The sequence below is a fragment of the Streptomyces sp. NPDC002588 genome, assembly GCF_040295925.1.
GTDB lineage: Bacteria > Actinomycetota > Actinomycetes > Streptomycetales > Streptomycetaceae > Streptomyces.
On sequence record NZ_JBEOWF010000004.1, the window covers coordinates 112,160 to 137,164 of the forward strand.

The following is a 25,005-nucleotide window of genomic DNA, read 5'->3' on the forward strand; positions in this document are numbered from 1 at the left end:
TCAGAGGGTCTGCGGCCTGGTTGCCGCACTCTCAGCGCTGTGGCGCTCCCCTGTCGGAATATGAAGATGTCAGAGTATGAAGATGTGATGGCTGGTGGCCAGATTACCTCTCGGTGGCCGCGAGCTGACCACAGGCACCGTCGATCTCCTGGCCACGGGTGTCCCGGACGGTCACCGGCACCCCGTGCGCCGCGATGGCCTCGACGAACGCCTTCTCGTCCTCGGGCCGGGAGGCGGTCCACTTGGACCCCGGAGTCGGGTTCAGCGGGATGAGATTGACATGCACGGGCTTGCCCCGCAGCAGCCGGCCGAGCCGATCCCCACGCCAGGCCTGATCATTGATGTCCCTGATCAGCGCGTACTCGATCGACAGCCGCCGCCCGGACTTCTCGACGTACTCGAACCCGGCGTCGAGCACCTCGCGCACCTTCCACCGCGTGTTGACGGGGACGAGGGTGTCGCGCAGCTCGTCGTCCGGCGCGTGCAGGGAGATCGCGAGCCGGCACTTGAGACCTTCGTCCGCGAACCGGTGGATGGCGGGCACGAGCCCGACGGTCGAGACGGTGATCCCGCGCTGCGACAGCCCCAGCCCGTCCGGCGCCGGATCGGTGAGCGCGCGAATGGCCCCCACGACCCGCTTGTAGTTGGCGAGCGGCTCGCCCATGCCCATGAAGACGATGTTGGACAGCCGGGCCGGACCACCCGGCACCTCCCCGTCCCGCAGCGCCCGCATCCCGTCGACGATCTGATGGACGATCTCGGCGGTGGACAGGTTCCGGTCCAGCCCCGCCTGCCCGGTGGCGCAGAACGGGCAGTTCATCCCGCATCCCGCCTGCGAGCTGATGCACATGGTCACCCGGTCCGGGTACCGCATCAGCACCGACTCCACGAGCGTGCCGTCGAACAGCCGCCACAGCGTCTTGCGGGTGGCGCCCTCGTCCGTCGACAGATGCCGTACGACCGTCATCAGATCGGGCAGCAGCGCCTCACGCAGCTTCTCCCGGGCGCCGGCGGGGATGTCGGTCCACTCCGCCGGGTCGTGCGCGTACCGCGCGAAGTAGTGCTGCGAGAGCTGCTTGGCGCGAAACGGCTTCTCACCGATCTCCGCGACGGCGTCCTTGCGCTCGGCGGGCGAAAGATCGGCAAGGTGCCGCGGCGGCTTCTTGGCTCCGCGGGGGGCGACGAATGTGAGTTCTCCGGGCTTAGGCATGGCCGTACCAGTGTCGCAGATCCACTGACCTGTCCCGTCCGGGCCCGGCGGTCGGCCGCGGTCCGGCGCCGCGATCCCTCAGCCCGAGCCCACGAACAGCACGAACAGCGCCCACACCACCGGAGCCGTCGGAAGCAGGGAGTCCAGGCGGTCCATGATGCCGCCGTGGCCCGGGAGGAGCGTGCCCATGTCCTTGATGCCCAGGTCCCGCTTGATCATGGACTCGCCGAGGTCGCCGAGCGTGGCGCTGGCCGCGACCGCGAGGCCGAGCAGCAGGCCCTGCCACCAGGTGCCCTCGTCGATCAGGAACTGCATGCACAGCGCGCCCACGACCATCGCGAAGGACACCGCGCCCAGCAGGCCCTCGCGGGTCTTGCCGGGGCTGATGCGCGGAGCGAGCTTGTGCTTGCCGAAGCGCCAGCCGACGGCGTACGCCCCGGTGTCGCTGACGACGGTGAGGAGAAAGAACACGAGGACGCGCCGCGGACCGTCGTCCGCGGTGAGCATCAGGGCGACGAACGTGGCCAGGAACGGGACGTAGAAGGCGGCGAAGACACCCGCCGTGACGTCCCTGAGGTAGCCCTCCGGCGGTTCCGTCATCCGCCAGACCAGGACCGCCAGCGCGGTCAGCGCCATGGCGACCCAGGCCCCCTCGGCCCCGCGGACGTACCCGGCGACGACCATCGCGGCCCCGCCGAGCGCCAGCGGCACCAGCGGTGCCTTGATCTGCTTGCGCTCCTGCAGCCGGCTGGTCAGCTCCCACAGACCCACGACGACGGCGACCGCTATCACGCCGACGAACACGGCCTTGACGACGAACAGCGACGCGACGATCACCACACCGAGCCCGACCGCGACCCCTATGGCCGCACCCAGGTCTCGGCCCGCACTCTTCTTCTGCGGTGCGGGCGCGGGCTGTGGGGCGTCGGGCATGGGATCCGGATTCTGCGGCACCGCCGCGTGAGGCTGTGCCGACGGGGTCTCGTGGCGGAAGGCCTGCGCACCGAAACCCTGATCGGACGCCTCGGGGCGGTACGTCTCGTCTCGGAACAAGGGGCCGCCCCGCCGAGCGGCCCCCCGGTCGTCATCCTGGTTTCCGCCGTGTGCGGGTACGTCGGGGACGATGGGCATGGGGCGAGTCTGCTGCGCCTCAGGCGCATCGTACGCGGGACCCGCCGGGGCAGCCCCCTGGACAGGCCCCTGGTCGACGGGCCCCCAGTACCCCTGCTGCTGCGGCGCTCCCCAGGAAGAGTCGTTCATCAGACTTCGAGCAGCTCGGCTTCCTTGTGCTTCAGGAGCTCGTCCACCTGGGCGACGTACTTGGCGGTGGTGTCGTCGAGCTCCTTCTCCGCGCGGCGGCCCTCGTCCTCGCCGACCTCGCCGTCCTTGACGAGCTTGTCGATCGCGTCCTTGGCCTTGCGGCGCACGGAACGGATGGACACCTTGGAGTCCTCCGCCTTGCCCTTGGCGACCTTGATGTAGTCGCGGCGGCGCTCCTCGGTGAGCTCGGGGAACACCACACGGATGATGTTGCCGTCGTTGCTCGGGTTGACGCCCAGGTCCGAGTCGCGGATCGCCTGCTCGATGTTGCGCAGCGCCGACTTGTCGAACGGGGTCACCACCGCCATGCGCGGCTCCGGCACGGAGAACGAAGCCAGCTGGTTGATCGGCGTCAGCGCGCCGTAGTAGTCGGCGACGATCTTGTTGAACATCGCCGGGTGCGCACGGCCGGTGCGGATCGCGGCGAAGTCCTCCTTGGCGACCACGACGGCCTTCTCCATCTTCTCCTCGGCCTCGAGGAGGGTCTCTTCGATCACCACTTGCTCCTGCGTGTCTTGAGTAAGGCCCGGCTGCGGTTCCCTGTCGGTGGCGGCGGCCGGCTGCGTCGCGTCTTCTTCCTGCACGGTTCCCGACCGCCAGGACATTGTCCATCCCCCGACCAGGGTCCGTCGGGGGTTTGCGGTCAGGCCCGGCTGCCCTGCTCACCCACAAGCGTGCCGATCTTCTCACCCTTGACGGCGCGGGCGATATTGCCCTCCCGCAGAAGCTCGAAGACGAGGATCGGGAGCTTGTTGTCGCGGCACAGCGTGACGGCGGTGGCGTCGGCGACCTTCAGGTCGCGCGTGATGACCTCGCCGTAGCCGAGGGCGTCGAACTTGACGGCCTCGGGGTTGGTCTTGGGGTCGGAGTCGTAGACGCCGTCGACCCCGTTCTTGCCCATCAGCAGCGCCTCGGCGTCGATCTCCAGGGCGCGCTGCGCGGCGGTGGTGTCGGTCGAGAAGTACGGCATGCCCATACCGGCGCCGAAGATCACGACGCGGCCCTTCTCCAGGTGGCGCACGGCACGCAGCGGGATGTACGGCTCGGCGACCTGCCCCATGGTGATGGCGGTCTGCACCCGGCTGTCGATGCCCTCGTTCTCCAGGAAGTCCTGGAGGGCGAGGCAGTTCATGACCGTGCCGAGCATGCCCATGTAGTCGGAGCGGGCCCGGTCCATGCCGCGCTGCTGGAGTTCGGCACCGCGGAAGAAGTTGCCGCCGCCGATGACGACCGCGATCTGCGCGCCGTCCCGCACCACGGCCGCGATCTCCCGGGCGATCTTGTGCACCACGTCGGGGTCCACGCCCAGGCCCCCGCCGCCGGAGAATGCCTCACCGGACAGCTTCAGCAGAAACCGGCCGCGTACTTTGCCGTCGTCGCTCTTCTGAGCCTTGGTGGTCATGGAGTTCCCGCCTCTTTCACGTGATGCACATTGCTGCGCATACGAAGAAGGCCATTGCCGGTGGGGTGTCGTTCGCATCCCATGCGCGGCAATGGCCTCCTCGTCAGATCTGCTGTCGTCCGCCCCGCACGCGCGCGTGACGGCATACGCCGACAACGCGGCCGACTGCTTCCGACCCTATAGCGGCCGGGCGTCCGTCGCGGTACGGACTCAGATGCCGACCTTGATGCGCGAGAAGCGCTTCAGGGTGACACCGGCCTCGTCCAGGACCTTCTGGACGGACTTCTTGTTGTCGAGCGCGTACGGCTGGCCGAGCAGCGTGGCGTCCTTGAAGAAGCCGTTCAGGCGACCCTCGACGATCTTGGCGATCGCGGCCTCGGGCTTGCCCTCGGCGCGGGTGGTCTCCTCGGCGATGCGGCGCTCGGACTCGACGACCTCGGCCGGCACGTCGTCCTTGGAGAGGTACTTCGGCGCGAAGGCGGCGATGTGCTGGGCGACGCCCTTGGCGATGTCGGCGTTCGGCTTGTCCAGCTCGACGAGGACACCGATCTGCGGGGGCAGGTCGGGCATCGTGCGGTGCAGGTACGCGGAGACGAAGCCGTCGCCGAACTGCGAGAAGCGGTCGAGGACGATCTTCTCGCCGAGGTTGGCGTTGGCCTCGTCGACGTACGCCTGGACGGTCTTGCCGGCCTCGATCTCGGAGGCGAGCAGCGCGGCGAGGTCGGCCGGGGCGGTCTTGGCGACGTGCTCGGCGATGGCCTTGGCGACGGCCTGGAACTTGTCGCCCTTGGCGACGAAGTCCGTCTCGCACTTCAGCTCGACCAGGACGCCGGAGGCGTTGTCGTCGGCGATGATCGCGACCACGGCGCCGTTCTCCGCGGAGCGGCCCTCGCGCTTGGCGACGCCCTTCTGGCCCTTGATGCGGAGCGCCTCGACGGCCTTCTCGACGTTGCCGTCGGCCTCGTCCAGCGCCTTCTTGCAGTCCATCATGCCGGCGCCCGTGAGCTCACGGAGCTTCTTGACGTCGGCGGCGGTGTAGTTCGCCATGAGTCTGAGAATCTTTCTCGAAGTCTGGAAGATCGAAGATCTGTACGGTCCGAGATCCATGTGTAGCCGTGGATCTACGACGCGTGCCGACCTACGGGTGAACGGCGGGGGCGGACCTCACCGCGCCGGAGGCGCTGGTGGATGCAGTGCCCGCCCCCGCCGTCAACGCCGACGGAACGGTCAGGCCTGCTCGTCCTCGGCAGCCGGAGCCTCGGCGGCCGGCGCCTCGGCGGCGGGGGCCTCCGCAGCCGGGGCCTCCTCGGCCGGAGCCTCGGCAGCGGCTTCGGCCGGAGCCTCGGCCGGCTTCTCGGCAGCCTCGTCGGTGTCCGCCTTCTTCTCGCCCTCGAGCAGGTCGCGCTCCCACTCGGCGAGCGGCTCGCCCGCGGCCTTCTCGCCCTTGTCACCGGTGGCGACGCCGGAGCGGGCGATGAGGCCCTCGGCGACGGCGTCGGCGATCACACGGGTGAGCAGGGTGACGGAGCGGATCGCGTCGTCGTTGCCCGGGATCTTGTAGTCGACCTCGTCGGGGTCGCAGTTGGTGTCGAGGATGGCGACGACCGGGATGTTCAGCTTCCGGGCCTCGCCGACCGCGATGTGCTCCTTCTTGGTGTCCACGATCCAGACGGCGCTGGGAACCTTGGACATCTCGCGGATACCACCGAGGGTCTTCTCCAGCTTGGCCTTCTCGCGCGAGAGCACGAGAAGCTCCTTCTTGGTCAGACCGGACGCGGCGACGTCCTCGAAGTCGATCTGCTCGAGCTCCTTGAGGCGCTGCAGACGCTTGTAGACGGTCGAGAAGTTGGTGAGCATGCCGCCCAGCCAGCGCTGGTTGACGTAGGGCATGCCGACGCGGGTGGCCTGCTCGGCGATGGCCTCCTGCGCCTGCTTCTTCGTGCCGACGAACATGACCGTGCCGCCGTGGGCGACGGTCTCCTTGACGAACTCGTAGGCGCGGTCGATGTACGACAGCGACTGGAGCAGGTCGATGATGTAGATGCCGTTGCGCTCGGTGAAGATGAAGCGCTTCATCTTCGGGTTCCAGCGACGGGTCTGGTGACCGAAGTGGACGCCGCTCTCCAGCAGCTCCCGCATCGTGACGACGGCCATGGCCGTTCTCCTCGTTGTTCTCGGTTGTGCCGCGGAGGCCGGACGGCTCCCGCGCCTGACGCCCGCATGCGCCGTGCCACGAAGGACCGAGGGGCGCTGGCTCCGGACCTGTGAGGGTCTGGTGCCGGGGCGTGCGAAGTCGACCCGGTGACCCGGATCGCCAGAAGAAGTGTACGGGACCCGCGGGGTGGCGGGTGACGCCGCTCTCCACAGGCGGCGGGTTGTCCACAGCTTCCGGCCGGGATCCGGCGGGCGCGGGACCGTTGCGCCATGGACTCTTCCGTGAACGCGCCGCGCCGCCTGGGCCTGCTGCTGCTCCCGCTGATCACACTGACGGCGTCCGTGGCCCGGGCCGAACCGCCGCCACCGGCGCCCGGGCCCCCGCCCCGGCCGGTGCCGGCCATCGGCCGGACCTGGCCGGTGGGCACGCGCCCGGCGGTGGTGCGCGGCTGGGACCCCCCGCCGACGCCGTACGCCCGGGGCCACCGCGGAGTCGACCTGGCGGCGTCCCCCGGCGCCCCGGTGCGCGCGGTGGCGGCGGGCCGCGTCTCGTACGCGGGCCGGGTGGCGGGCAGAGGGGTGGTGTCGGTGCTTCTGGCCGGCACAGACCTGCGCACGACGTACGAGCCGGTGCGGCCGACGGTGCGGAAGGGCGCCGAGGTGTCGCCGGGCGAGCCGATCGGCGAGGTGGAACCGACCGGCTCGCACTGCGCGACGACATGCCTGCACTGGGGGCTGCGGAGGGGCGAGGACTACCTGAACCCGCTCACCCTGCTGCCCCCGTGGCTCCTGGGAAGGGGTCCGTCCCGCCTGCTCCCGGTCCCCTGGCCATGACGCGCGGCCCCTCAGCCCGAGACGCCCCGCAGCACCATCCCGACGGCCGCCTCGGTGACCACCGCCGGCTCCTCGGCCGCCCCCAGCTCGATCCGCCGTACGGCGGAGTCCACGACCCCCTGCACCAGCATCGCCGCGAGCCGGGGCTCCGCGTGCCCCATCTCCCCCAGCGCCGACACGATCATCGAGACCAGCCCGCCGTGCGCCGCCCGGATCTTCTCCCGGGCCCCGGCGTCCAGCTCGCTCGCCGAGATCGCCACGACGGCCCGGTGCCGCCGGTCCCCCACCAGCGCCAGCTGCCGCCGCACATACGCCTCGACCTTGGCCCGCGGCCCGTCCGCCGCCGCCATCGCCGCCTCGACCTCCGCCGCCCACACGGGGAAGTCGACCTCGCACAGTTCCTCGACCACGGCCGCCCGCGACCGGAAGTACTCGTAGACGGAGGAGCGCGCGAGTCCCGTCCGCTCGGCGAGCGCGGGGAAGGTCAGTGCCTCCGTCCCGCCCTCGGACAGCAGCGAGCGTGCCGCGTCCAGCAGGGCGGCACGCTGCATCGACCGGTGCTCGGCCACGGAGGCCGCTCGAATCCTTGGCACGTCGACCACTTTACGGACGCCGGCCGCCCGGCGGGAGTGACCGAGCCCGAACCCTCCGGATTCTGCCAGGTCAGCGACCGAAGCTCGCCAGTTTCGCGCGCAGCTGGAGCACGGACTTGGTGTGGATCTGGCTGACCCGGCTCTCGGTCACCCCGAGCACGTTGCCGATCTCGGCGAGCGTCAGCCCCTCGTAGTAGTAGAGCGTGACGACGGTCTTCTCCCGGTCCGGCAGCGTGTTGATCGCCCGTGCCAGGAAGCGGCGCAGCTCCCGGTCCTCGGCGACCTCCACGGGGTTGTCCGCGGCGGTGTCCTCCAGGGTGTCCATGAAACTCAGCCCGTCGCCGCCCTCGTCCCCGGCGTGCAGCAGCTCCTCCAGCGCCACCACGTTGGCCAGCGACAACTGGCTGAACACGGAGTGGAGCTCGTCGACGCCGATGCCCATCTCGGCCGCCACCTCGCACTCCGACGGCGTCCGCCTGAGGCGTGCCTCGAGCGTCGCGTACGCCCGCTCCACGTTGCGCGCCTTCTGCCGTACGGACCGCGGGATCCAGTCCAGCGCCCGCAGTTCGTCGATCATGGCGCCCCGGATGCGGGTGATCGCGTACGTCTCGAACTTGATCTCGCGTTCGATGTCGAACTTCTCGATCGCGTCGATCAGTCCGAAGATCCCGGAGGAGACGAAGTCGGCCTGCTCCACATTGGGCGGCAGACCGACGCTCACCCGCCCCGCCACGTATTTCACCAGCGGCGAGTAGTGCAGGATCAGCTGCTCCCGCAGCCGCTCGTCCCCGGTCGCCTTGTACGACCGCCACAGCTCGTCGAGCGTCGAGGGAGCGGGCGGCCGCACGCTGCCACCGTCGCGGGCGGCTGGGGGAACCGCCGCCCGGTCGGACCCGGAGGTGTGCTGGGGCATTCGTCGCCTTGTGCCGTTCTGCCGTGAAGTACGTGGAGTCGGGGTGCCTGGGTGCCTGCTGGTCGGAAGTCGCTTCGCTGCCGGTCTGTACCGGAATCCTCGTGAGCGTAGCGTGACTGGACTGTCGCGGTGCGCGAAGGGCGTGGCCCGACTTGTACGCAGATACGTTCCGCTGGGTGTCCCGCGGGGGCGCCGAGGTCGCTCCGGGTGACCGCCCGCGGCGTCAACTGGGGGAATTCCCAAGGACTTCGGCGTTCCCCCGGACGGCCGAACGCCGTCGGTCAGCACGGGCCCGGGCCCCCTCGAACGGAGACCATCGCCTGGCGTGTCAACTTCCAGCCGTCGCCGTGTCGTTCGACGTAGCCAAGTGCTCGGAGTTCGTACAGCCTGGCGATCGCGTCGTCCGGGGTGGTGTGCGCCTCGCGCGCGATCTCCTCCGGCCCGGCCGGCCGGCCGCCGGGGAGCGCGGCCAGCACGCGCCGGGCACCCGGCTCCAGCAGGTCGCGCGGGAGCACCGGCCCGCGCCGGTCCGGGGCCAGCTCGCCCATGTCACCGACCATTTCCACGACCTCCGCGGCGTCGCTGACCAGCACCGCCTCTCCCCGCAGCAGCTCGTGCACCCCCGCGGAGAGGGCGCTGGTGGCCGGCCCCGGCACGCCCATGGTGTGCCGGCCCAGGCGCTGCGCCTGCCGCGCGGTGACCAGCGAGCCGCTGCGGTAGGCGGCCTCCACGACCACCGTGCCCCGGGTGAGGGCGGCGATCACCCTGTTGCGCAGGACGAACCGGCTGGGCGTCGGATGATCGCCGGGTGGCAGCTCGCCGACCACGAGGCCCTGCTCGGCGATCCTGTTGATCAACTCGGTGTGGCCGCGCGGGTAGGGCCGGTCGACCCCGCAGGCGAGGACGGCGACGGTGGCGCCGCCGGCGCCGAGGGCGCCCCGGTGGGCGGCCCCGTCGACGCCGTAGGCCCCACCGGACACCACCACCCAGCCCCGCTCGGCGAGACCCGCCCCGAGCGTGGCGGCCATGTGGGCGCCGTACCCGGTGCAGGCGCGGGCGCCGACGACGGCGACCGAGCGCAGCGCCCACATCCGCAGGCTGGGCCGTCCTCGCACCCACAGCCCGAGCGGGCGCCCGTCCCCGAGGTCGTCCAGCGTCCTCGGCCACTCCGGGTCGCCGGGACACACGAACCGCACACCGGCGGCCCGCGCGATCTCCAGGTCCCGCTGCGCCGACACCCCGGCGGCCCGGGCGCGCAGCCCTTCCCAGCGCCGCGGACTCACCCCGGGCAGCGGTTCCCCGTCGCCCCGCACGCGCCGCACCACCTCCCGGACCCCCCACTCCCGCACCCACCGCCCCCCGGCCTCGTCCCCGGGCTCGACGACCCGCGTGAGGAATGCGCGGGCGAGCCGGTCGTGGCCCGGCCCGCCCGTGCCGCTCACGTGAGGGCTCCGAGCGCCATCGGCACCCCGCGCGGAACGCCGGTGCGCAGTTGCAGGGCGAGGGCGACGTCGGTGGCGTCGGGCCGGTCGTGGCCGACGAGGTCGGCGACGGTCCAGGCGACCCTGAGGACGCGATCGAGCCCGCGGGCGGTCAGCACGCCCCGCTCGAGGTTCCGCTCGGCCTCGTCCATCGCGCCGGACGCCGCGTGCCAGCGGTGCCGCAGCTCCCGTCCCGGCACCTCGCTGTTGGTCCGCCAGGGGGTGCCCGCCAGCCTCGCCGCCGTACGCTCCCTGGCGGCCCGGACCCGGTCGGCGACCGTCGCCGTGGACTCGCCCCCGGGGCCGCGGTGGGCCAGCTCGTACCGGCCGACGGGGTCGACCTCGACGCGCAGGTCGACCCGGTCGAGCAGGGGCCCGGAGAGCCGGGCCTGATAGCGGCGGATCACCGAGGGCGGGCACTCGCACTGGGTGTCCCGCTGCGAGAAACGGCCGCACGGGCACGGGTTGGCCGCCAGCACCATCAGGAAGCGGGCCGGGAACCGCACCACTCCCGCGCTGCGCGCGATCACGACATGCCCCGCCTCCAGGGGCTGCCGCAGCGCGTCGAGGGTCTGGGTGCTGAACTCCGGCGCCTCGTCCAGAAAGAGGATGCCCCGATGAGCCAGCGAGACGGCCCCGGGCCGGGCGATCCCCTGGCCGCCGCCGACCAGCGACTGCATGGTGGCCGAGTGGTGCGGGGCGCAGTACGGGGCGACGCCGATCAGGGGCTTGCCCGGGGGCAGCAGCCCGGCCACCGAGTGCACCGCCGTGACCTCCAACGACTCCTGCCGGGTCAGCTCGGGCAGGACGGCCGGCAGCCGCTCGGCGAGCATGGTCTTGCCCGCGCCCGGTGGCCCCTCCAGGAAGAGGTGGTGGCCGCCCGCCGCGGCCACCTCCACCGCCGTCCTCGCCGACCGCTGTCCCACGACGTCCGCCAGGTCGTGCTCCTGGTCGTGCTGTGCGGCGCCGAGGGTGCGCATGCCGGTCGCCGCGCCGGTGCCGGGCATGCGCAGACCGGCGAGGAGCGGATCGGGGCGGCCCAGGTCGTCCGGCTCCTCCTCGGGCACGGGCTCGTCCGCGAGGACGGCGACGAGCTGCCGCAGGGTGCGCACCCCGAGCACGGACACACCCGGCACGAGCGAGGCCTCCGCCGCCGCGCACTCGGGGACCACCACCTGTTCGTAGCCCGCGTCGGCGGCGGCCAGTACCGCGGGCAGGATGCCCCGGACGGGGCGCACCCGGCCGTCGAGGCCCAGTTCGCCGATCATCACGATGTCGGCCAGGACCCGCGGGTCGATCCGCTCGGCGGCGCCCAGCACCGCGCAGGCCACCGCCAGGTCGAAGCCGCTGCCGGCCTTCGGCACCGAGGCCGGGCTGAGTCCGACGGTGAGCTTCTTCTGCGGCCATTCGCCGCCCGAGTTCACCACCGCCGCCCGTACCCGGTCCCGGCTCTCGCTCAGGCTCTTGTCCGGCAGGCCCACCAGCGTGAAGGCCGCCACCCCGGGCTCCAGGTCCGCCTGGACCTCGACGACGACGCCTTCGACGCCCACCAGCGCCACCGAGCACGTACGCGCGAACCCCATCTCAGGCCACCCCTCGCACATGCTCGACGACGGGTGCGCCGCGGTCGGGGAGCAGGACGCCCACCAGGTCGATGCGGACGCCGCCGGGCGGGGCCCCGCCGTGTGTCTGGATCCAGCGTTCGGCGAGTCCTCGCAGCCGCTGCGCCTTCTCGGGGGTGACCGCGGCCATCGGGTGCTCGTAGGAGCCGCCGCGGCGGGTCTTGACCTCACAGATGACGAGGACGTCCCCGTCGTGGGCGACGATGTCGATCTCGCCGGTCCTGCCGCAGCGCCAGTTGCGCTCCAGGATCGTCATACCGGCCTCGGACAGCCGCCGCGCGGCCATGTCCTCGCCGTACCTGCCCATCGCACGTCGTGCGTTCATGTCGGCACCACCTCCGGCACCAACGCTCACGCACCCGCCACCAAGAAGTGGATCTCGGTGGACGAGCCGGCGCCTGTGGACAACTCCGTCACCCACAGGCGGCTCATCAGCTTCCCGGCAGCTCCAGGTCGCTCTTGTTGAGCTCCTCGATGTTCACGTCCTTGAACGTGAGTACCCGCACCTGCTTCACGAACCGCGCCGGCCGGTACATGTCCCACACCCAGGCGTCCGCCATCGACACCTCGAAGAACACTTCGCCCTGGACCGAGTGCACCTGCATCTCGTAGTCGTTGGTCAGGTAGAAGCGACGCTCGGTCTCGATCACGAATTTGAACAGACCGACGACATCGCGGTACTCCCGGTAGAGCTTCAGCTCCATCTCGGTCTCGTACTTCTCGAGGTCCTCGGCGCTCATGGCATGTTCCCCTTCAGCCGTGCGATCCCCCCATTGTGCGCCAGTCCCGCGAGCCCCTAGACGATTTCCGTGTCAAGGGTTACGGGTCCGGCCGGGGGACCTTCGTCTAGCAGCCTGCCCAGCAGTTCGGCGAGTCTGATCGGATACACCGTCTCATGTGCCCGGGTCAGTTCCTGACACGTCCACCAGCGTGCTCCGGCGACACTGCGCCGCTCCAGCTCGGTCAGCGCGGTGGCCCGGATCGTCGTCACGGTCGTACGGGCCAGGTAGTACCACTCGTCCTGGTCCCAGCGGCGTCCCGCGAACGGGAAGGAGCACGTCCGCCGCCACAGCACCGGCCCGAGCTCGACGTCGGTGATGCCGGTCTCCTCGGCGAGTTCCCGCAGGGCCGCCTGTTCACGGGTCTCCTCGCCCTCCACGCCGCCGCCGGGCGTGAACCACCAGTCGTGGGCCGGATCGTCCGGCTCGTGGCCGTGCAGCAGCAGGATGCGGTCCCGGGGGTCGAGGAGGACCACCCTGGCGACCTTGCGCAGCCCGCCCTCGTAGGTGCCGGCGCCCGTGTCCGCGGTCTCAGCGGGCACCGGCCGGCTCCGGTTTCGCGGCGCGGACGCGCCGGGCGGAGGTCCGTTTGGCGATCGGGCCGTAGGCGCTGCCGCCGAGGATCAGCACCACCCCGGCGCCGATCATCCAGAGGATCGGACGCAGCGGTCCCGGCTGGGAGATCGTGCCCAGCGTCTCGAAGCCCGTCGGACGCTTGAGGAAGCCGTCCCAGGGCCAGACGACGGCGTCCACACGGGCCCGGACGGCGCTGCTCGCCACCGTGCCCTGGGCCGCGTCGGTGAGGTGGGCGGTGGAGTCCAGGGAGCCCTGCCGCTCGTCGCCGAGCAGGAAGAGCCTGCCCGCGGGAACCTTCACGGTCGGGAAGTCGGTGATCTCGGCGAGACTGCCCGGCGGCAGATACGGTTCCTCGATCTGCTTGCCGTTGACGGTGAGCTTGCCCTTGGTGCAGCAGGCGACCGTGTCGCCGCCGACCGCCACCACCCGCTTGACCACCAGCGCGTTGCTCACCCACGACGTGTCCTTGAAGACGACGACGTCACCGCGGCGCACCTTGTCGCCGTCCAGCTTCTGGGCCAGCACCCGGGAACCGGGGTCGATCGTCGGGGTCATGGAGCCGGTGGGCACGGTGTACGGCCGGTAGGCCAGGGCGCCCCAGACGAAACCGCCCAGGAACAGCACAAGGCCCAGTGCGACGACCAGACCGGACAGTCGCTGTCCGGTCCGGCTGCCCACCGGGCCGCTGCTGGTGCCACCGCCGCTGCGCGGGGCCGTACGTGTCGTGCTCTCGCCGCCCATGGACCCGCACCCTACCCGGCGGTACCGATCCGGGTCAGCCCTTCCTTGCCGCCCAAGGTCACAAGCTTGGGAAAGGGTTTGCAGAAGGGGTCCGGGGAAACGGTCAGCGGGTCTCGGTCACCCGGGTGCGCCTGCGGTGCCACAGGACCAGCGGGACGGTGCCGGCGACGGCGAGGCCCTGCGGGGCCACCGTCAGGGCCGCGGAGGCCGCCGACTGGTCGTTCAGCCCGGACTGGTCGAAGGTGTCCGGCACCGGGAGCGTGTCCCATCGGTTGATCGGCCAGGCCTTGACGATGGCGCGACCCACGACCTGGTCGACGGGAACCATGCCGTGGTTCTTGTCGGACTGGTTGTAGCGGGAGTCCCGCGAGTTCTGCCGGTGGTCGCCCATCACCCAGATGAAGCCCTTGGGCACCTTCACCGTGAACTGACCGCCCTGGTCGTCCTGGCTGCACGGGGTGTTGCCGGGGTACACGTACGGCTCGTTCAGCGCCTTGCCGTTGACCTTCAGCGGGCCCGTGCCCTTGCAGGAGATCGTGTCGCCGCCGACGCCGATGACCCGCTTGATCAGGTCCTTCTCCTCCGCGGACGGCATCAGGCCGATCCAGCTGAGGAAGGTCTGCACGGCGTTCGGGTCGGTCGTGGCCTCGCCGGCCAGCCAGTTGTCCGGGTCGTGGAAGACGACGACCTCGCCGCGCTCGGGTTCGGAGCCGAACCAGGGCGTCAGCTTGTCGACGAGGACCCGGTCGCCCTCCTTGAGGGTGTTCTCCATCGACGCGGACGGGATCGAGAACGCCTGCACCAGGAAGGTCTTGATGATCAGCGCGAGGACGAGCGCGATGAGGATCAGGATCGGCAGCTCCTTCCAGAAGGAGCGCGGCTTCTTCGCCTTCGGGCCCGGCTCGCCCGGCCCGTCGCCCCCGCCGCCGGGGGGCTCGTCCGCCGGCGGGCCCTCGCCGCCCGCCGCCGGGTCACTCCCGGAGGTCACGGCGCCGTCCCCAGCCGGGTCGGCGGTTTCCACGGGACGTCCGCGGTGCTCCTCGCCGTCGTGCCCGGACCGTGCGCCAACCGCCACATCCCCCACGCCAACTCCTTACTCCGTGCCGCCGCCTGCCGCCCCATGCGCGACGCAGGCCCACCACTCCCATAACGAGCGGGAGTTCCGCAGGGCTCGGGAGTTGTCGGACGCTCTCGTTCGGATCGTCCGGGGCAACCCTATGCGACTGCTGGGCCGACGAAGTCGCCGTGGCGGTCGAGCCGGTCACGGAAGAGAAAGTTTGCGGTTCCTTGAGACGCTCCCAGTGGCCGAACGGCCAGGCGATCACCATGGCCCGGCCCACCACCTCGTCCTCGGAGACGGTACCTCCGTAGTCCGTGTTCTGGTGGGCGCGGGAGTCCGCCGAGTTGCCCCGGTGGTCGCCCATCACCCACAGCCGGCCCTGGGGGACGGTGATGTCGAACGCCGTGTCGGAGGGGTTGTTCCCGGGGTACAGATAGCTTCCCTCTTCCAGGGGAACGCCGTTGACGGTGACTCGCCCTTGCGTGTCACAGCACTTGACGTGGTCGCCTCCCACGCCGACCACCCGCTTGATGAGGTCCTTCTCGTTGTCGGACGGCAGCAGGCCGATGAAGGTGAGCCCTTCCTTGACCTGCTTGACGACGACGGGGTCCGATTTCTTCGTGGTCGTCGTCTCGTCGTTGAGCCAGCCGCCGGGGTCCTTGAACACGACGACGTCCCCGCGCTGCGGCTTGGAGCCGAACCACGGCGTGAACTTGTCCACGAGGACCCGGTCGCCGATCCGGATCGTCTGTTCCATCGAGCCGGACGGGATGACGAAGGCCTGCACCAGGAAGGTCTTCAGGACCAGGGCTATCAGGACGGCGACACCGACGAGGAGCGGTATCTCCCGCACGGCCGAGCGCCTGCGCTTGCGCTTGACCTTGCGCTGGAGCTTGCGGCGCTCCGCTCGGGTGCGGCCGCCTGCGGGACTGGAGGCGCGCCGGACGCCGGTGGGCAGGAGCTGGTCGATGGCGGAGGTCTGCGGCACTCCGCGCGGTTTGCCGCGGTTACCCATGGGCGCCCTCCGCACCGGGCACGCGCGCGTAGGCGCTCGAGCGGGCCAGCCGGGTCAGGTGCGCGTACGGCCACACGATCCAGTCGGCGCGGCCGATCACGTCGGTCACCGGGATCATGCCGCCGCCCGGTGAGCCCAGGTGGTCACGGGAGTCGCTGGAGGAGCTGCGGTGGTCGCCGAGGACGAACAGGGTGCCGTCGGGCACCCGCACGTCGAAGTCCACCGCGGACGGGCTGTCGCCTGGATACAGGAACGTCGACTCGTCGACCGACCGGCCGTTCACCCTGATCCTCCCCTCCTTGTCGCAGCAGACCACGTGATCTCCTCCCACACCCACGACGCGCTTGATGTAGTCGGAGTTCCCGAAGTACCCGGTGCCGTCGAACACGACGACGTCGCCGCGCCGCGGCTCGGCACCGAAACGGTACGCCAACTTATTTACGAGAACGCGGTCGCCGATCCTCAATCCGTTTTCCATGGATCCGCTGGGAATCTGGAAGGGTTGCACCACGAAAGCGTTGAGGAGCAGCAAAAAGACCAGGCAGATCAAGAGGGTCAGGCTGATCCGGCCGCCCGGCAGCCAGTCGGTGATCCGCGTCGGCAACGCGAAACGCGACCGCCCCTCCGCGGCCCCTGGAGCGGGGCGGGAGGAGCGGTCGCGCTCCGTCGTCGGCTGAGCTTCGGTGTCCATCGGAGCCAGATGCTATCCGGCCCCTCTGTGGATCACCCGAGTGTGCTCAGTGGATCACCAGTGGATCCACTGTGTGCGCTCAGTTGTCGCGCTTCTCCTTGATCTTCGCGGCCTTGCCGCGCAGCTCACGGAGGTAGTACAGCTTGGCGCGACGGACGTCACCGCGGGTGACGAGCTCGATCTTCTCGACGATCGGGGTGTGCACCGGGAAGGTGCGCTCGACGCCGACGGAGAAGGAGACCTTGCGGACCGTGAAGGTCTCGCGGACACCGGCGCCCTGGCGGCGGATCACCACGCCCTTGAACTGCTGCACACGGGAGCGGTTGCCCTCGATGACGCGCACGTGGACGTTGACGGTGTCACCCGGGCGGAAGGCCGGGACGTCGCTGCGCAGCGACGCGGCGTCGACGGAGTCGAGCAGGTGAGACATTGTGTCTGCTTTCTTCGCCGATGCCACAGGTCATCAGCGGGAGATAGGTTCCAGGAGGTGGGCTGCGGCCGTCGGGGCGGGCGTCGTGTCCCCCTGTGGCAGGGGCGCACACTGGACGGCGCACAACAGCCGCCTATTCTTCCACGTCCTCGGTCCTGCGCCAAAATCGACCGTACGGCTCACCTGCCGGGTCGGGCTCCCAGCCCAGGATGGAGAGCATCTCGCGGTCCTTCTTGTCGAAGGCCTTGGGTTCGCACCGCTCGATGAGGTCGGGCCGGTTGGCCGTCGTGCGGCGCAGGGCCTCGTCGCGGCGCCAGCGGGCGATCTTCCCGTGGTGGCCGCTGAGCAGGACGTCCGGGATGCCGCGGCCGCGCCACTCGGGCGGCTTGGTGTAGACGGGCCCCTCCAGGAGGCTCGCCATGGCGCCGGGCGCGAAGGAGTCGTCGCGGTGCGACTCGGCGTTGCCGAGCACCCCGGGCAGCAGCCGGGCCACGGCCTCGGTGACGACGAGTACGGCAGCCTCGCCGCCGGCGAGGACGTAGTCGCCGATGGAGACCTCGTAGACCGGGATCCGGGTGGCGTACTCGTCGACGACCCGTCGGTCGATGCCCTCGTAGCGGGCCGGGGTGAAGATCAGCCAGGGGCGCTCGGAGAGCTCCACGGCGAGTTCCTGGGTGAAGGGGCGGCCGCTGGGGGTGGGGACGACGAGCGCGGGCCGGCCCGAACCCGTCTCGTAGCCGTCGGAGAGGACCGAGTCCAGGGCGTCGCCCCAGGGGTCGGTCTTCATGACCATGCCGGGGCCGCCGCCGTAAGGCGTGTCGTCGACCGTGTTGTGGCGGTCGTAGGCCCACTCCCGCAGGTCGTGCACGCGCACGTCCAGCTGCCCACGCGCGCGTGCCTTGCCGACGAGGGACACGTTCAGCGGTTCGAGGTACTCGGGGAAGATCGTGACGACGTCGAGGCGCATCAGGACTCGTCCCGCGAAGAGGCGATCTCCGCCTTGTCGTCGATCAGGCCCGGCGGCGGATCGATGACCGCCCGCTGCTCCTCGAGGTCGATCTCGGTGACGATCTCCGAGACGAACGGGATCAGCACCTCGCTGCCGTCCGGCCGCTCGACGATGAAGAGGTCCTGGGAGGGCAGGTGCGAGATCTCGGTGATCCGGCCGACCTCCGCCCCGTCCCGGGTGACCACGTCGAGGTCGATGAGCTGGTGGTCGTAGTACTCGTCCTCCTCCTCCGGCAGTTCCTCCGGGTCGACCTCGGCGATGAGGAGAGTGCCCCGCAGGGCCTCGGCGGCGTTGCGGTCGGCGACGCCCTCGAAGCGCAGGAGGAGCCGGCCGCTGTGGACCCGGCCGGTCTCGATGGTGAGCGGTCCCGCGGAGGCGGGATCGGTGGTGAGCACGGCGCCCGGCGCGAGCCTGAGTTCCGGCTCGTCGGTGCGTACTTCGACGGTGACCTCGCCCTTGATGCCATGGGCACGGCCGATCCGTGCGACTACCAGCTGCACGTGTCCAAATCTCCTGTCGATACGACTACGGGCCGGGGACGGCCCAGTGGCCCTCCCCGGCCCGAGCCGGTGCTGCGTTTGGCGTCAGCGGACGTGGTCCACGTCGACGAGGTCGACACGGACACCGCGGCCGCCGATGGCGCCCACGACGGTGCGCAGAGCGCGTGCGGTGCGGCCGTTGCGGCCGATCACCTTTCCGAGGTCGTCCGGGTGGACCCGGACCTCGAGCACACGCCCGCGACGCAGGTTGCGCGAAGCGACCTGCACATCGTCAGGGTTGTCGACGATGCCCTTCACGAGGTGCTCGAGAGCCTCCTCGAGCATGCTCAGGCCTCGGTCGACTCAGACGAGGAAGACTCGGCGGCAGCCTCGTCCTTCTTCTCGGCCTTCTTCTTCTGGGTGATCGCCTCACCCTTGCCCTCGTCGTCGCCACCGAGGGCCTCGAACGACGGGCGCGCCTTCTTCGGCTCGGCGACGAGCAGCGGAGCCGGGGCGGGCTCGCCCTTGAACTTCTGCCAGTCGCCGGTCTTCTTCAGGATGGCGAGCACGGGCTCGGTCGGCTGCGCGCCGACACCCAGCCAGTACGCCACGCGGTCGGCGTCCACCTCGATGACCGACGGGTGGTAGGTCGGGTGGTACTTGCCGATCTCCTCGATCGCACGACCGTCGCGACGGGTACGGGAGTCGGCGACGACGATGCGGTAGTGAGGCGAACGGATCTTGCCCAGACGCTTCAGCTTGATCTTGACTGCCACGGGAGTGGGTTCTCCTGGTTTTGACGTGATTGGGCACGGCGAGGCTGCCGCGTGGGGTTGCGGTACCCGAGTGCCCGATGGACGCGTCAGCCGGAGGAGAGAGGGGTCCTGTGCGACTGTCGAGTACAGCTTGCCATTGTGCCACACCCCGCGGGTCGCCCCGGCCGCAGGGCCGCGCGGGCAGGCTTGAGGAACTCCCGGCGGTGCGGGGGTGGGGCCCCGCACCGCAGTGAACCGGCAGCCACGAGATGCCGGTGCGTGTCGTCGGCGGTGTGCCGTCCGGCTATGCCGCGCCCGCGATCTCCGGGATGCGGAACGGCTTGCCGCAGCCTCCGCACACGATCGGCGCCTGGGCCAGGACCGACGGCACCACCCGGACGTTGCGACCGCAGTCGCAGACGGCCTTCACGCGGACGCCGCCCCCGGAGGAGCCGTGGCGCGCGGCGGGGCCCCGGAAGGTGCGGGTGGTGTTGTCGGCGGAGGTGGCGGCCAGGTGGGCCTTGAGGGCCCGCTGCAGGCGCTCGATCGTCGGGCGGTAGCGGCGTTTCGCCTCGGGGTTGAGCGTGACCAGCGAGAAGCCGCTGCTGGGGTGCGGCTCCTCGGGGTGGTCCAGGCCCAGTTCCTCGGCGATCGCGAGGAATCTGCGGTTGTGGTAGCGGCCGGCGCGGGAGGTGTCGCGGACGCCGCGGGCGGCGGCGACGCCATGGACTGCCTCATGGAGCAGTCGCTCGAAGGAGAGCTCGTGACCGCAGGCGGACGACGACTCCCCGATCAGGGACTCTGGCGCGGCAAGGTCCGGCAGTTCGGGGTGGTACCGCTGAATGTCGGCCCACGCCTGTGCCAGCTCTGCGGCGAGAACAGGTGGTGTCTGTGTCGTGCTCACGTAATGACAACGAGCGGGGGTGCCGCTGTGTTCCTATTCCGGGGCATCCCAAATAATTTGCACGTACCCGTCAGTTGCCGCTGATGCGTCCTGACGAGGGCGGGTGCGCTGATCTGCGGAGAAGCCTCACAGCTCATACCAAGGTGGTGCGTAGTTCGCTCTACGCCCCGGCGCGTAGATCCTGTCCGCGCGCCGGGGAGCCGGTGTGCGTCGGGGCGCAAGGGGCGTTTCGGTCGCTCTGCCCGCCGTGAAGGGACCGGCTCCGGCCGGAGGGCTCTCTCTCGGTGAGCGCGCGCGACGACCGCGACGTTACCCGGTGCGCCCCCGCCGTCCGGCACCGGCCCGTCCCTCCGCGACCGGCCACCGTACGGTCACGTTGCCGGAATGTGAATTCTCGCCACTGGCACAGTCAGTCCACAAGCGAGGACCCGAGACCCCTGGACGCGACCGCGGCAGGGGAGTTACCTGGCATACGGGGGAAGTGCGCGCGCACTGCACGGGGGCCATCTGATCGGTACAGCGGCAAACTCTCGGCGGATTGGGGCGCTTGTTCATGACACCTGTGCTCGTGCGGCAGCACCTTCCTCACGCGGGGCCGGTGCCCCGCACAGATCCGGGTGCACGCGCGCGTGACTGGTCCGAGATCCAGGAGCGGATGCTGGTCCCGCTCTACGAGGCCGTCCACGAGCGACTGGAAGTGGGCCCCCGCACCAGGCTCCTCGGCCTCGGCTGCGGCTCCGGGCTCGCCCTGGTGCTGGCCGCCTCGAGAGGCGCGGCCCTCACCGGAGTCGAGTCCGCCTCCCCGCAGCGGCTGGCCCTCGCGCGCGAGCGGCTGGAGTCCGGGGAGCGGGAGGCACGCGTGCGTGGGGACGTCCGGCTGACCGACGCGGTGCCCGGGGACACCGCCGGCGTGACGGCGCCCGCGTACAACCTGGTGACCGCCTTCGAACCGATCGGCTTCCGCGCGGGTGACGCGGAGGCCCTGGCCGACCTCCTCACGTCCGCGGTCCCGCTCACCGAACGGGGCGCGCCGGTGGTGCTCGTCGGCTGGGGTCCGCCGGAGCGCTGCGCGACGTCGGCCGTCGTACGGGCCGTCGCGGGACCGGAGGCCGTGGCCCGTACCGGCGGAGCGGACGGCCGGCCGCGGGGCGCGGGCCGGTTGCGGCACGCGCTGCGGGACGATCTGGAGGAGGCCGCCCAGCGGGCCGGGCTGCGGCCCGACGGGTCTGGGCGGGTGGCCTGCCCGTTCGGGTACGCCGGGGTGGACAGCGCCCTCAAGGGCCTGCTGTCCACGGGTCTGTTCGACGCGGCGGTCGCGGCCACGGACCAGGAGCAGGTGGCCAAGGAGCTGGCCGAGGCGCTGCACCCCTACCGGCGGCGGGACGGCACGGTGTGGATGCCGAACGTGTTCCGGTACCTGATCGCCCGGACGCCCTGACGCCGGTTCCGGACGGTCACCCTTCGTCCTTGCGGATCCGGGCGACCCCCGCGATGCGGTAGGCGTCCGCCTCCTCCAGCGTCTCGTGCTCGAGCAGCGCCTCGGCGAGGGCGTCGAGCCGGTCGCGCTCGTCGCGCAGCTTCTGGCACGCCTCGATGTAGCACTCGTCGACGATCCGGCGCATCTCGTGGTCGATGACGTCGAGGGTCGCCGGGGCGGCGGCGAGGCCGTAGGCCTGCTGGGCGTCGCTCGGCAGGGCGGAGAGCCGGCCGACCCGCTCGCTCATCCCCCAGCGCGCGACCATCCCGCGCGCGATGTTGGTGACCTGTTCGAGGTCGTTCTCCGCGCCGGTCGTGACGACCCCGTAGACCACCTGCTCGGCCGCCATCCCGCCGAGGGCGCCGATGATCCGGCCGCGCAGGTACACCTCGGAGTGCGCGTACCGCTCCACCTCCGGGGTCGACATGGTCACGCCGAGCGCGCGGCCGCGCGGCACGATGGTCACCTTGCGGACCGGGTCGGCGCCCGGCTGCAGCATGCCGAGGAGGGCGTGGCCGCTCTCGTGGTACGCCGTACGGCGGCGGTCCTCCTCGGGCATGACCAGCGTCCGTTCGGCCCCGAGCTGCACTTTCTCCAGGGCCTCGGACAGGTCGGACTGCGTCACCTGCTCCTGTTTCCGCTTCACGGCGAGGAGCGCGGCCTCGTTGGCGAGATTGGCCAGATCCGCCCCGGTCATGCCCGGGGTCGTCCGCGCCACCCGGGCCAGGTCCACGTCACCCGCGAGCGGGATCTCGCGGGTGTGGATGGCGAGGATGGCCTCCCGCCCGGCGCGGTCCGGCGGGGAGACGCTGACCACCCGGTCGAAGCGGCCGGGCCGGGTCAGCGCCGGGTCCAGGATGTCGGCGCGGTTGGTCGCCGCGATGACGACGACGCCCTCGGACCCCGAGAAGCCGTCCATCTCGGTGAGGATCTGGTTCAGCGTCTGCTCGCGCTCGTCGTGACCGCCCACCGAGGCGCCTGCGCTGCGGATCCGTCCGATGGTGTCGATCTCGTCGATGAAGATGATCGACGGCGCCACCTTGCGGGCCTCCGCGAACAGCTCGCGCACCCGGGACGCGCCGACGCCGACGATCATCTCGATGAACTCGGACGCGGAGGCGGAGAAGAAGGGCACGCCCGCCTCGCCCGCGACCGCGCGCGCCAGCAGGGTCTTGCCGGTTCCGGGCGAGCCGGCGAGCAGCACGCCGCGGGGCATCTTCGCGCCCATCCTCCGGTAGACGTCCGGGTGTTCCAGGAAGTCGACGACGTCGTCCAGCTCGCCCTTGACCTCGTCGATGCCGGCCACGTCGGCGAACGTGGTGCGCTGGGTGCCGGGCCGCAGGCCCACCGGTTTGGGCGGCGCCTTGCGGCCGAGCATGCCGCCGACGCCGCCCGCAGCGCCGAACCGCCGGGCGAAGAAGATCCACACGGCGACCAGGAGCACGATCGGCACCAGTGAGAGCAGCAGGTTGGACACCAGACTGCGCTGCTGCACCACCGGCCGTGCGGTCACCGTGACGTCGTGGCTGCTCAGCTCCTGCCACAGCCTGTCGTCGGCGAAGGCCGGCCGCTGGGTCTTGAACTTGGTGTAGTCGCCGCCGCCGTCCGGGTCGTCCCGGGCCTGCTTGAGCTGGCCCTGGATCGCGTCGCCCTTGGAGTAGATCTTGTCGACGTTGCCCGCGTCGACCTGTCTGCTGAACTCCGTGTAGGAGATCGTCGGCTCATCGCCCCCGCCGAGGTAGTTGAGCCCGACGTACACCACAAGGAAGACGATCACCGCGGTGACGGCCAGCCCCCACCAGCGGCCCCGCGTCCTCCTGCCGCCGGGGGGCCGTGGCGCCTCGTCCGGGGTGCCCTCGGTACGCCACGGCTGGTCGGGTGCCTTGCGCGCCGGACCGGCATTGCTCATATCTGGACGTTACGGCAGAGGGCGGCCCTCGGCACACGCTGAGGGCGCCCTCCCGCACGGGAGAACGCCCTCCGGGTCCTCAAGGGTCCTACGGGCTCAGCCCATGAACTTCTTGAACTCGTCCGGCAGCTCGAAGTCCTGGCCGCCCTGCTGCGGCAACCCGAACGCGCCGCCGCCCTGGGCGCCCGCCTCGCGGCGGCGGGCCGCCTCCTCCTCCTGCTGCTTGCGCTTCATCGGGTTGCCGGAGCGCTGCTTGCCCTTGGCCTGCTTGGGCTGCTTCCTCTGCCGGCCGGGGCCGCCGCCCATGCCCGGGATCCCCGGCATGCCGGGCATGCCGCCGCCCTGGGCCATGCGGGACATCATCTTGCGGGCCTCGAAGAACCGCTCGACCAGCCCCTTCACCGCGCTGACCTCGGCGCCGGAACCCTTGGCGATACGGGCACGGCGCGAGCCGTTGATGATCGTCGGGTCCTGGCGTTCGCCCGGGGTCATCGACTTGATGATCGCGGCCATACGGTCGACGTCACGCTCGTCGAGGTTGTTGATCTGGTCCTTGATCTGCCCCATGCCGGGCAGCATGCCGAGCAGCTTGGAGATGCTGCCCATCTTCCTGACCTGCTCCATCTGGGCCAGGAAGTCGTCCAGGGTGAAGTCCTGGCCCTTCTTGGACGCCAGCTTGGAGGCCATCTTCTGGGCCTCTTCCTGGCTGAACGTCTTCTCCGCCTGCTCGATCAGGGTGAGCAGGTCACCCATGTCGAGGATGCGGGAGGCCATCCGGTCAGGGTGGAACGCGTCGAAGTCGTCGAGCTTCTCGCCGTTCGACGCGAACATGATCGGCTTGCCGGTGATCTGGCGGATCGACAGGGCCGCGCCACCACGGGCGTCGCCGTCGAGCTTGGAGAGCACCACGCCGTCGAAGCCGACGCCGTCGCGGAAGGCCTCGGCGGTGTTGACGGCGTCCTGGCCGATCATCGCGTCGACGACGAAGAGGATCTCGTCGGGCGAGACGGCGTCGCGGATGTCGGCCGCCTGCTGCATCAGCTCGGCGTCGATGCCCAGCCGGCCGGCGGTGTCCACGATCACGATGTCGTGGACCTTGGACTTCGCGAACTCGATGGAGTCCTTGGCGACCTGGACCGGATCACCGACGCCGTTGCCGGGCTGGGGGGCGTAGACGGCCACGCCCGCGCGGTCGGCGACGACACTGAGCTGGTTGACGGCGTTGGGGCGCTGGAGGTCACAGGCGACGAGCAGCGGCGAGTGGCCCTGCTCCTTCAGCCAGCGGCCGAGCTTGCCCGCGAGGGTGGTCTTACCGGCACCCTGCAGACCGGCGAGCATGATCACGGTGGGCGGCTGCTTGGCGAAGCGCAGCCGACGGGTCTCGCCGCCGAGGATGGTGACGAGTTCCTCGTTGACGATCTTCAGGACCTGCTGGGCGGGGTTCAGCGCCCGCGAGACGTCGGCTCCGAGCGCGCGTTCCTTGACGTTCTTGATGAACGTGCGGACGACCGGCAGGGCCACGTCGGCTTCGAGGAGGGCGATGCGGATCTCGCGCGCGGTGGCGTCGATGTCCGCCTCGGAGAGCCGTCCCTTGCCGCGCAGGTTCTTGAAGGTCGCTGAGAGGCGATCGGAGAGAGTATCGAACACGGCG

At 70.8% G+C, this 25,005-nt stretch carries 27 protein-coding genes; 2 read left to right on the forward strand and 25 right to left on the reverse strand.

Annotation, left to right across the window (positions count from 1 at the left end):
* Positions 1–103: 103 nt before the first annotated feature.
* The 6 genes from rlmN to rpsB all read right to left on the reverse strand — a co-directional run bounded on the left by rlmN (position 104) and on the right by rpsB (position 6,086).
* A complete protein-coding gene (gene rlmN / locus ABT057_RS06410; RefSeq protein WP_352341320.1) occupies positions 104–1,210 on the reverse strand; it encodes a dual-specificity RNA methyltransferase RlmN in 1,107 nt (368 codons plus the stop codon).
* A gap of 78 nt (positions 1,211–1,288) precedes the next feature.
* Positions 1,289–2,470, reverse strand: coding sequence for a phosphatidate cytidylyltransferase (locus ABT057_RS06415; RefSeq protein WP_352341321.1), 1,182 nt, complete (start codon positions 2,468–2,470; stop codon positions 1,289–1,291).
* A complete protein-coding gene (frr, locus tag ABT057_RS06420; RefSeq protein ID WP_352341322.1) occupies positions 2,470–3,027 on the reverse strand; it encodes a ribosome recycling factor in 558 nt (185 codons plus the stop codon). The genes ABT057_RS06415 and frr overlap by 1 nt, the downstream gene beginning before the upstream one ends.
* A 146-nt stretch (positions 3,028–3,173) precedes the next feature.
* Complete coding sequence (gene pyrH, locus ABT057_RS06425) at positions 3,174–3,932, reverse strand: UMP kinase (RefSeq protein WP_352341323.1); 759 nt, start codon at positions 3,930–3,932, stop codon at positions 3,174–3,176.
* A gap of 210 nt (positions 3,933–4,142) precedes the next feature.
* On the reverse strand, positions 4,143–4,979 hold the full coding sequence (tsf, locus tag ABT057_RS06430; RefSeq protein WP_352341324.1) for a translation elongation factor Ts: 837 nt from the start codon (positions 4,977–4,979) through the stop codon (positions 4,143–4,145).
* 180 nt (positions 4,980–5,159) lie between these two features.
* Entirely contained in the window at positions 5,160–6,086 is a 927-nt protein-coding gene (gene rpsB, locus ABT057_RS06435) for a 30S ribosomal protein S2 (RefSeq protein WP_352341325.1), read from the reverse strand.
* Between the two features lie 270 nt (positions 6,087–6,356).
* Here rpsB and ABT057_RS06440 point away from each other — a divergent pair, with 270 nt between their 5' ends.
* Entirely contained in the window at positions 6,357–6,920 is a 564-nt protein-coding gene (locus ABT057_RS06440; RefSeq protein ID WP_352341326.1) for a murein hydrolase activator EnvC family protein, read from the forward strand.
* An 11-nt stretch (positions 6,921–6,931) separates the two neighbouring features.
* Here the strand turns inward: ABT057_RS06440 and ABT057_RS06445 are convergent, their stop codons facing one another.
* The 17 genes from ABT057_RS06445 to ABT057_RS06525 form a co-directional block, all read right to left on the reverse strand.
* Positions 6,932–7,489, reverse strand: coding sequence for a TetR/AcrR family transcriptional regulator (locus tag ABT057_RS06445; RefSeq protein WP_352341458.1), 558 nt, complete (start codon positions 7,487–7,489; stop codon positions 6,932–6,934).
* Between the two features lie 94 nt (positions 7,490–7,583).
* Positions 7,584–8,426, reverse strand: coding sequence for an RNA polymerase sigma factor WhiG (whiG, locus tag ABT057_RS06450; RefSeq protein ID WP_352341327.1), 843 nt, complete (start codon positions 8,424–8,426; stop codon positions 7,584–7,586).
* Positions 8,427–8,707: 281 nt separating this feature from the next.
* On the reverse strand, positions 8,708–9,868 hold the full coding sequence (gene dprA, locus ABT057_RS06455) for a DNA-processing protein DprA (protein ID WP_352341328.1): 1,161 nt from the start codon (positions 9,866–9,868) through the stop codon (positions 8,708–8,710).
* Positions 9,865–11,490, reverse strand: a complete 1,626-nt coding sequence (locus ABT057_RS06460; RefSeq protein WP_352341329.1) for a YifB family Mg chelatase-like AAA ATPase — start codon at positions 11,488–11,490, stop codon at positions 9,865–9,867. The genes dprA and ABT057_RS06460 overlap by 4 nt, the downstream gene beginning before the upstream one ends.
* Before the next feature lies 1 nt (position 11,491).
* Positions 11,492–11,854, reverse strand: a complete 363-nt coding sequence (locus ABT057_RS06465; protein ID WP_352341330.1) for a YraN family protein — start codon at positions 11,852–11,854, stop codon at positions 11,492–11,494.
* 106 nt (positions 11,855–11,960) lie between these two features.
* Complete coding sequence (locus ABT057_RS06470) at positions 11,961–12,269, reverse strand: DUF2469 domain-containing protein (RefSeq protein WP_056791138.1); 309 nt, start codon at positions 12,267–12,269, stop codon at positions 11,961–11,963.
* Positions 12,270–12,325: 56 nt separating this feature from the next.
* Positions 12,326–12,850, reverse strand: coding sequence for an NUDIX hydrolase (locus tag ABT057_RS06475; protein WP_352341331.1), 525 nt, complete (start codon positions 12,848–12,850; stop codon positions 12,326–12,328).
* Positions 12,840–13,625 (reverse strand): signal peptidase I, encoded by a 786-nt coding sequence (gene lepB, locus ABT057_RS06480; protein ID WP_352341332.1) that lies wholly within the window; start codon positions 13,623–13,625, stop codon positions 12,840–12,842. The genes ABT057_RS06475 and lepB (ABT057_RS06480) overlap by 11 nt, the downstream gene beginning before the upstream one ends.
* Positions 13,626–13,728: 103 nt before the next feature.
* Positions 13,729–14,709, reverse strand: a complete 981-nt coding sequence (lepB, locus tag ABT057_RS06485; RefSeq protein WP_352341333.1) for a signal peptidase I — start codon at positions 14,707–14,709, stop codon at positions 13,729–13,731.
* A complete protein-coding gene (lepB, locus tag ABT057_RS06490; protein ID WP_352341334.1) occupies positions 14,597–15,700 on the reverse strand; it encodes a signal peptidase I in 1,104 nt (367 codons plus the stop codon). Before lepB (ABT057_RS06490) ends, lepB (ABT057_RS06485) begins: the two co-directional genes overlap by 113 nt.
* Entirely contained in the window at positions 15,693–16,391 is a 699-nt protein-coding gene (gene lepB / locus ABT057_RS06495) for a signal peptidase I (protein ID WP_352341335.1), read from the reverse strand. Before lepB (ABT057_RS06495) ends, lepB (ABT057_RS06490) begins: the two co-directional genes overlap by 8 nt.
* Before the next feature lie 79 nt (positions 16,392–16,470).
* The gene (gene rplS / locus ABT057_RS06500) at positions 16,471–16,821 is read right to left on the reverse strand and encodes a 50S ribosomal protein L19 (protein WP_020128707.1); all 351 of its coding nucleotides are present in this window, start codon (positions 16,819–16,821) and stop codon (positions 16,471–16,473) included.
* A gap of 133 nt (positions 16,822–16,954) precedes the next feature.
* Positions 16,955–17,788: a tRNA (guanosine(37)-N1)-methyltransferase TrmD gene (trmD, locus tag ABT057_RS06505; protein ID WP_352341336.1), complete on the reverse strand. Its 834-nt coding sequence runs from the start codon at positions 17,786–17,788 to the stop codon at positions 16,955–16,957.
* Positions 17,788–18,330, reverse strand: a complete 543-nt coding sequence (gene rimM, locus ABT057_RS06510) for a ribosome maturation factor RimM (protein ID WP_352341337.1) — start codon at positions 18,328–18,330, stop codon at positions 17,788–17,790. The genes trmD and rimM overlap by 1 nt, the downstream gene beginning before the upstream one ends.
* 84 nt (positions 18,331–18,414) lie before the next feature.
* Positions 18,415–18,654 (reverse strand): RNA-binding protein, encoded by a 240-nt coding sequence (locus tag ABT057_RS06515; protein WP_003973401.1) that lies wholly within the window; start codon positions 18,652–18,654, stop codon positions 18,415–18,417.
* 2 nt (positions 18,655–18,656) lie between these two features.
* Complete coding sequence (gene rpsP / locus ABT057_RS06520) at positions 18,657–19,085, reverse strand: 30S ribosomal protein S16 (RefSeq protein ID WP_352341338.1); 429 nt, start codon at positions 19,083–19,085, stop codon at positions 18,657–18,659.
* Between the two features lie 283 nt (positions 19,086–19,368).
* On the reverse strand, positions 19,369–19,968 hold the full coding sequence (locus ABT057_RS06525) for a hypothetical protein (RefSeq protein ID WP_352341339.1): 600 nt from the start codon (positions 19,966–19,968) through the stop codon (positions 19,369–19,371).
* A 553-nt stretch (positions 19,969–20,521) separates the two neighbouring features.
* On the opposite strand from ABT057_RS06525, the gene ABT057_RS06530 reads away from it, so the two are divergent.
* A complete protein-coding gene (locus tag ABT057_RS06530; protein ID WP_352341340.1) occupies positions 20,522–21,406 on the forward strand; it encodes an SAM-dependent methyltransferase in 885 nt (294 codons plus the stop codon).
* A gap of 16 nt (positions 21,407–21,422) precedes the next feature.
* Here the strand turns inward: ABT057_RS06530 and ftsH are convergent, their stop codons facing one another.
* Together ftsH and ffh are read right to left on the reverse strand one after the other, a co-directional pair.
* Complete coding sequence (gene ftsH / locus ABT057_RS06535) at positions 21,423–23,354, reverse strand: ATP-dependent zinc metalloprotease FtsH (protein ID WP_352341341.1); 1,932 nt, start codon at positions 23,352–23,354, stop codon at positions 21,423–21,425.
* 96 nt (positions 23,355–23,450) lie between these two features.
* On the reverse strand, positions 23,451–25,001 hold the full coding sequence (gene ffh, locus ABT057_RS06540) for a signal recognition particle protein (protein WP_352341342.1): 1,551 nt from the start codon (positions 24,999–25,001) through the stop codon (positions 23,451–23,453).
* Positions 25,002–25,005: the final 4 nt, after the last annotated feature.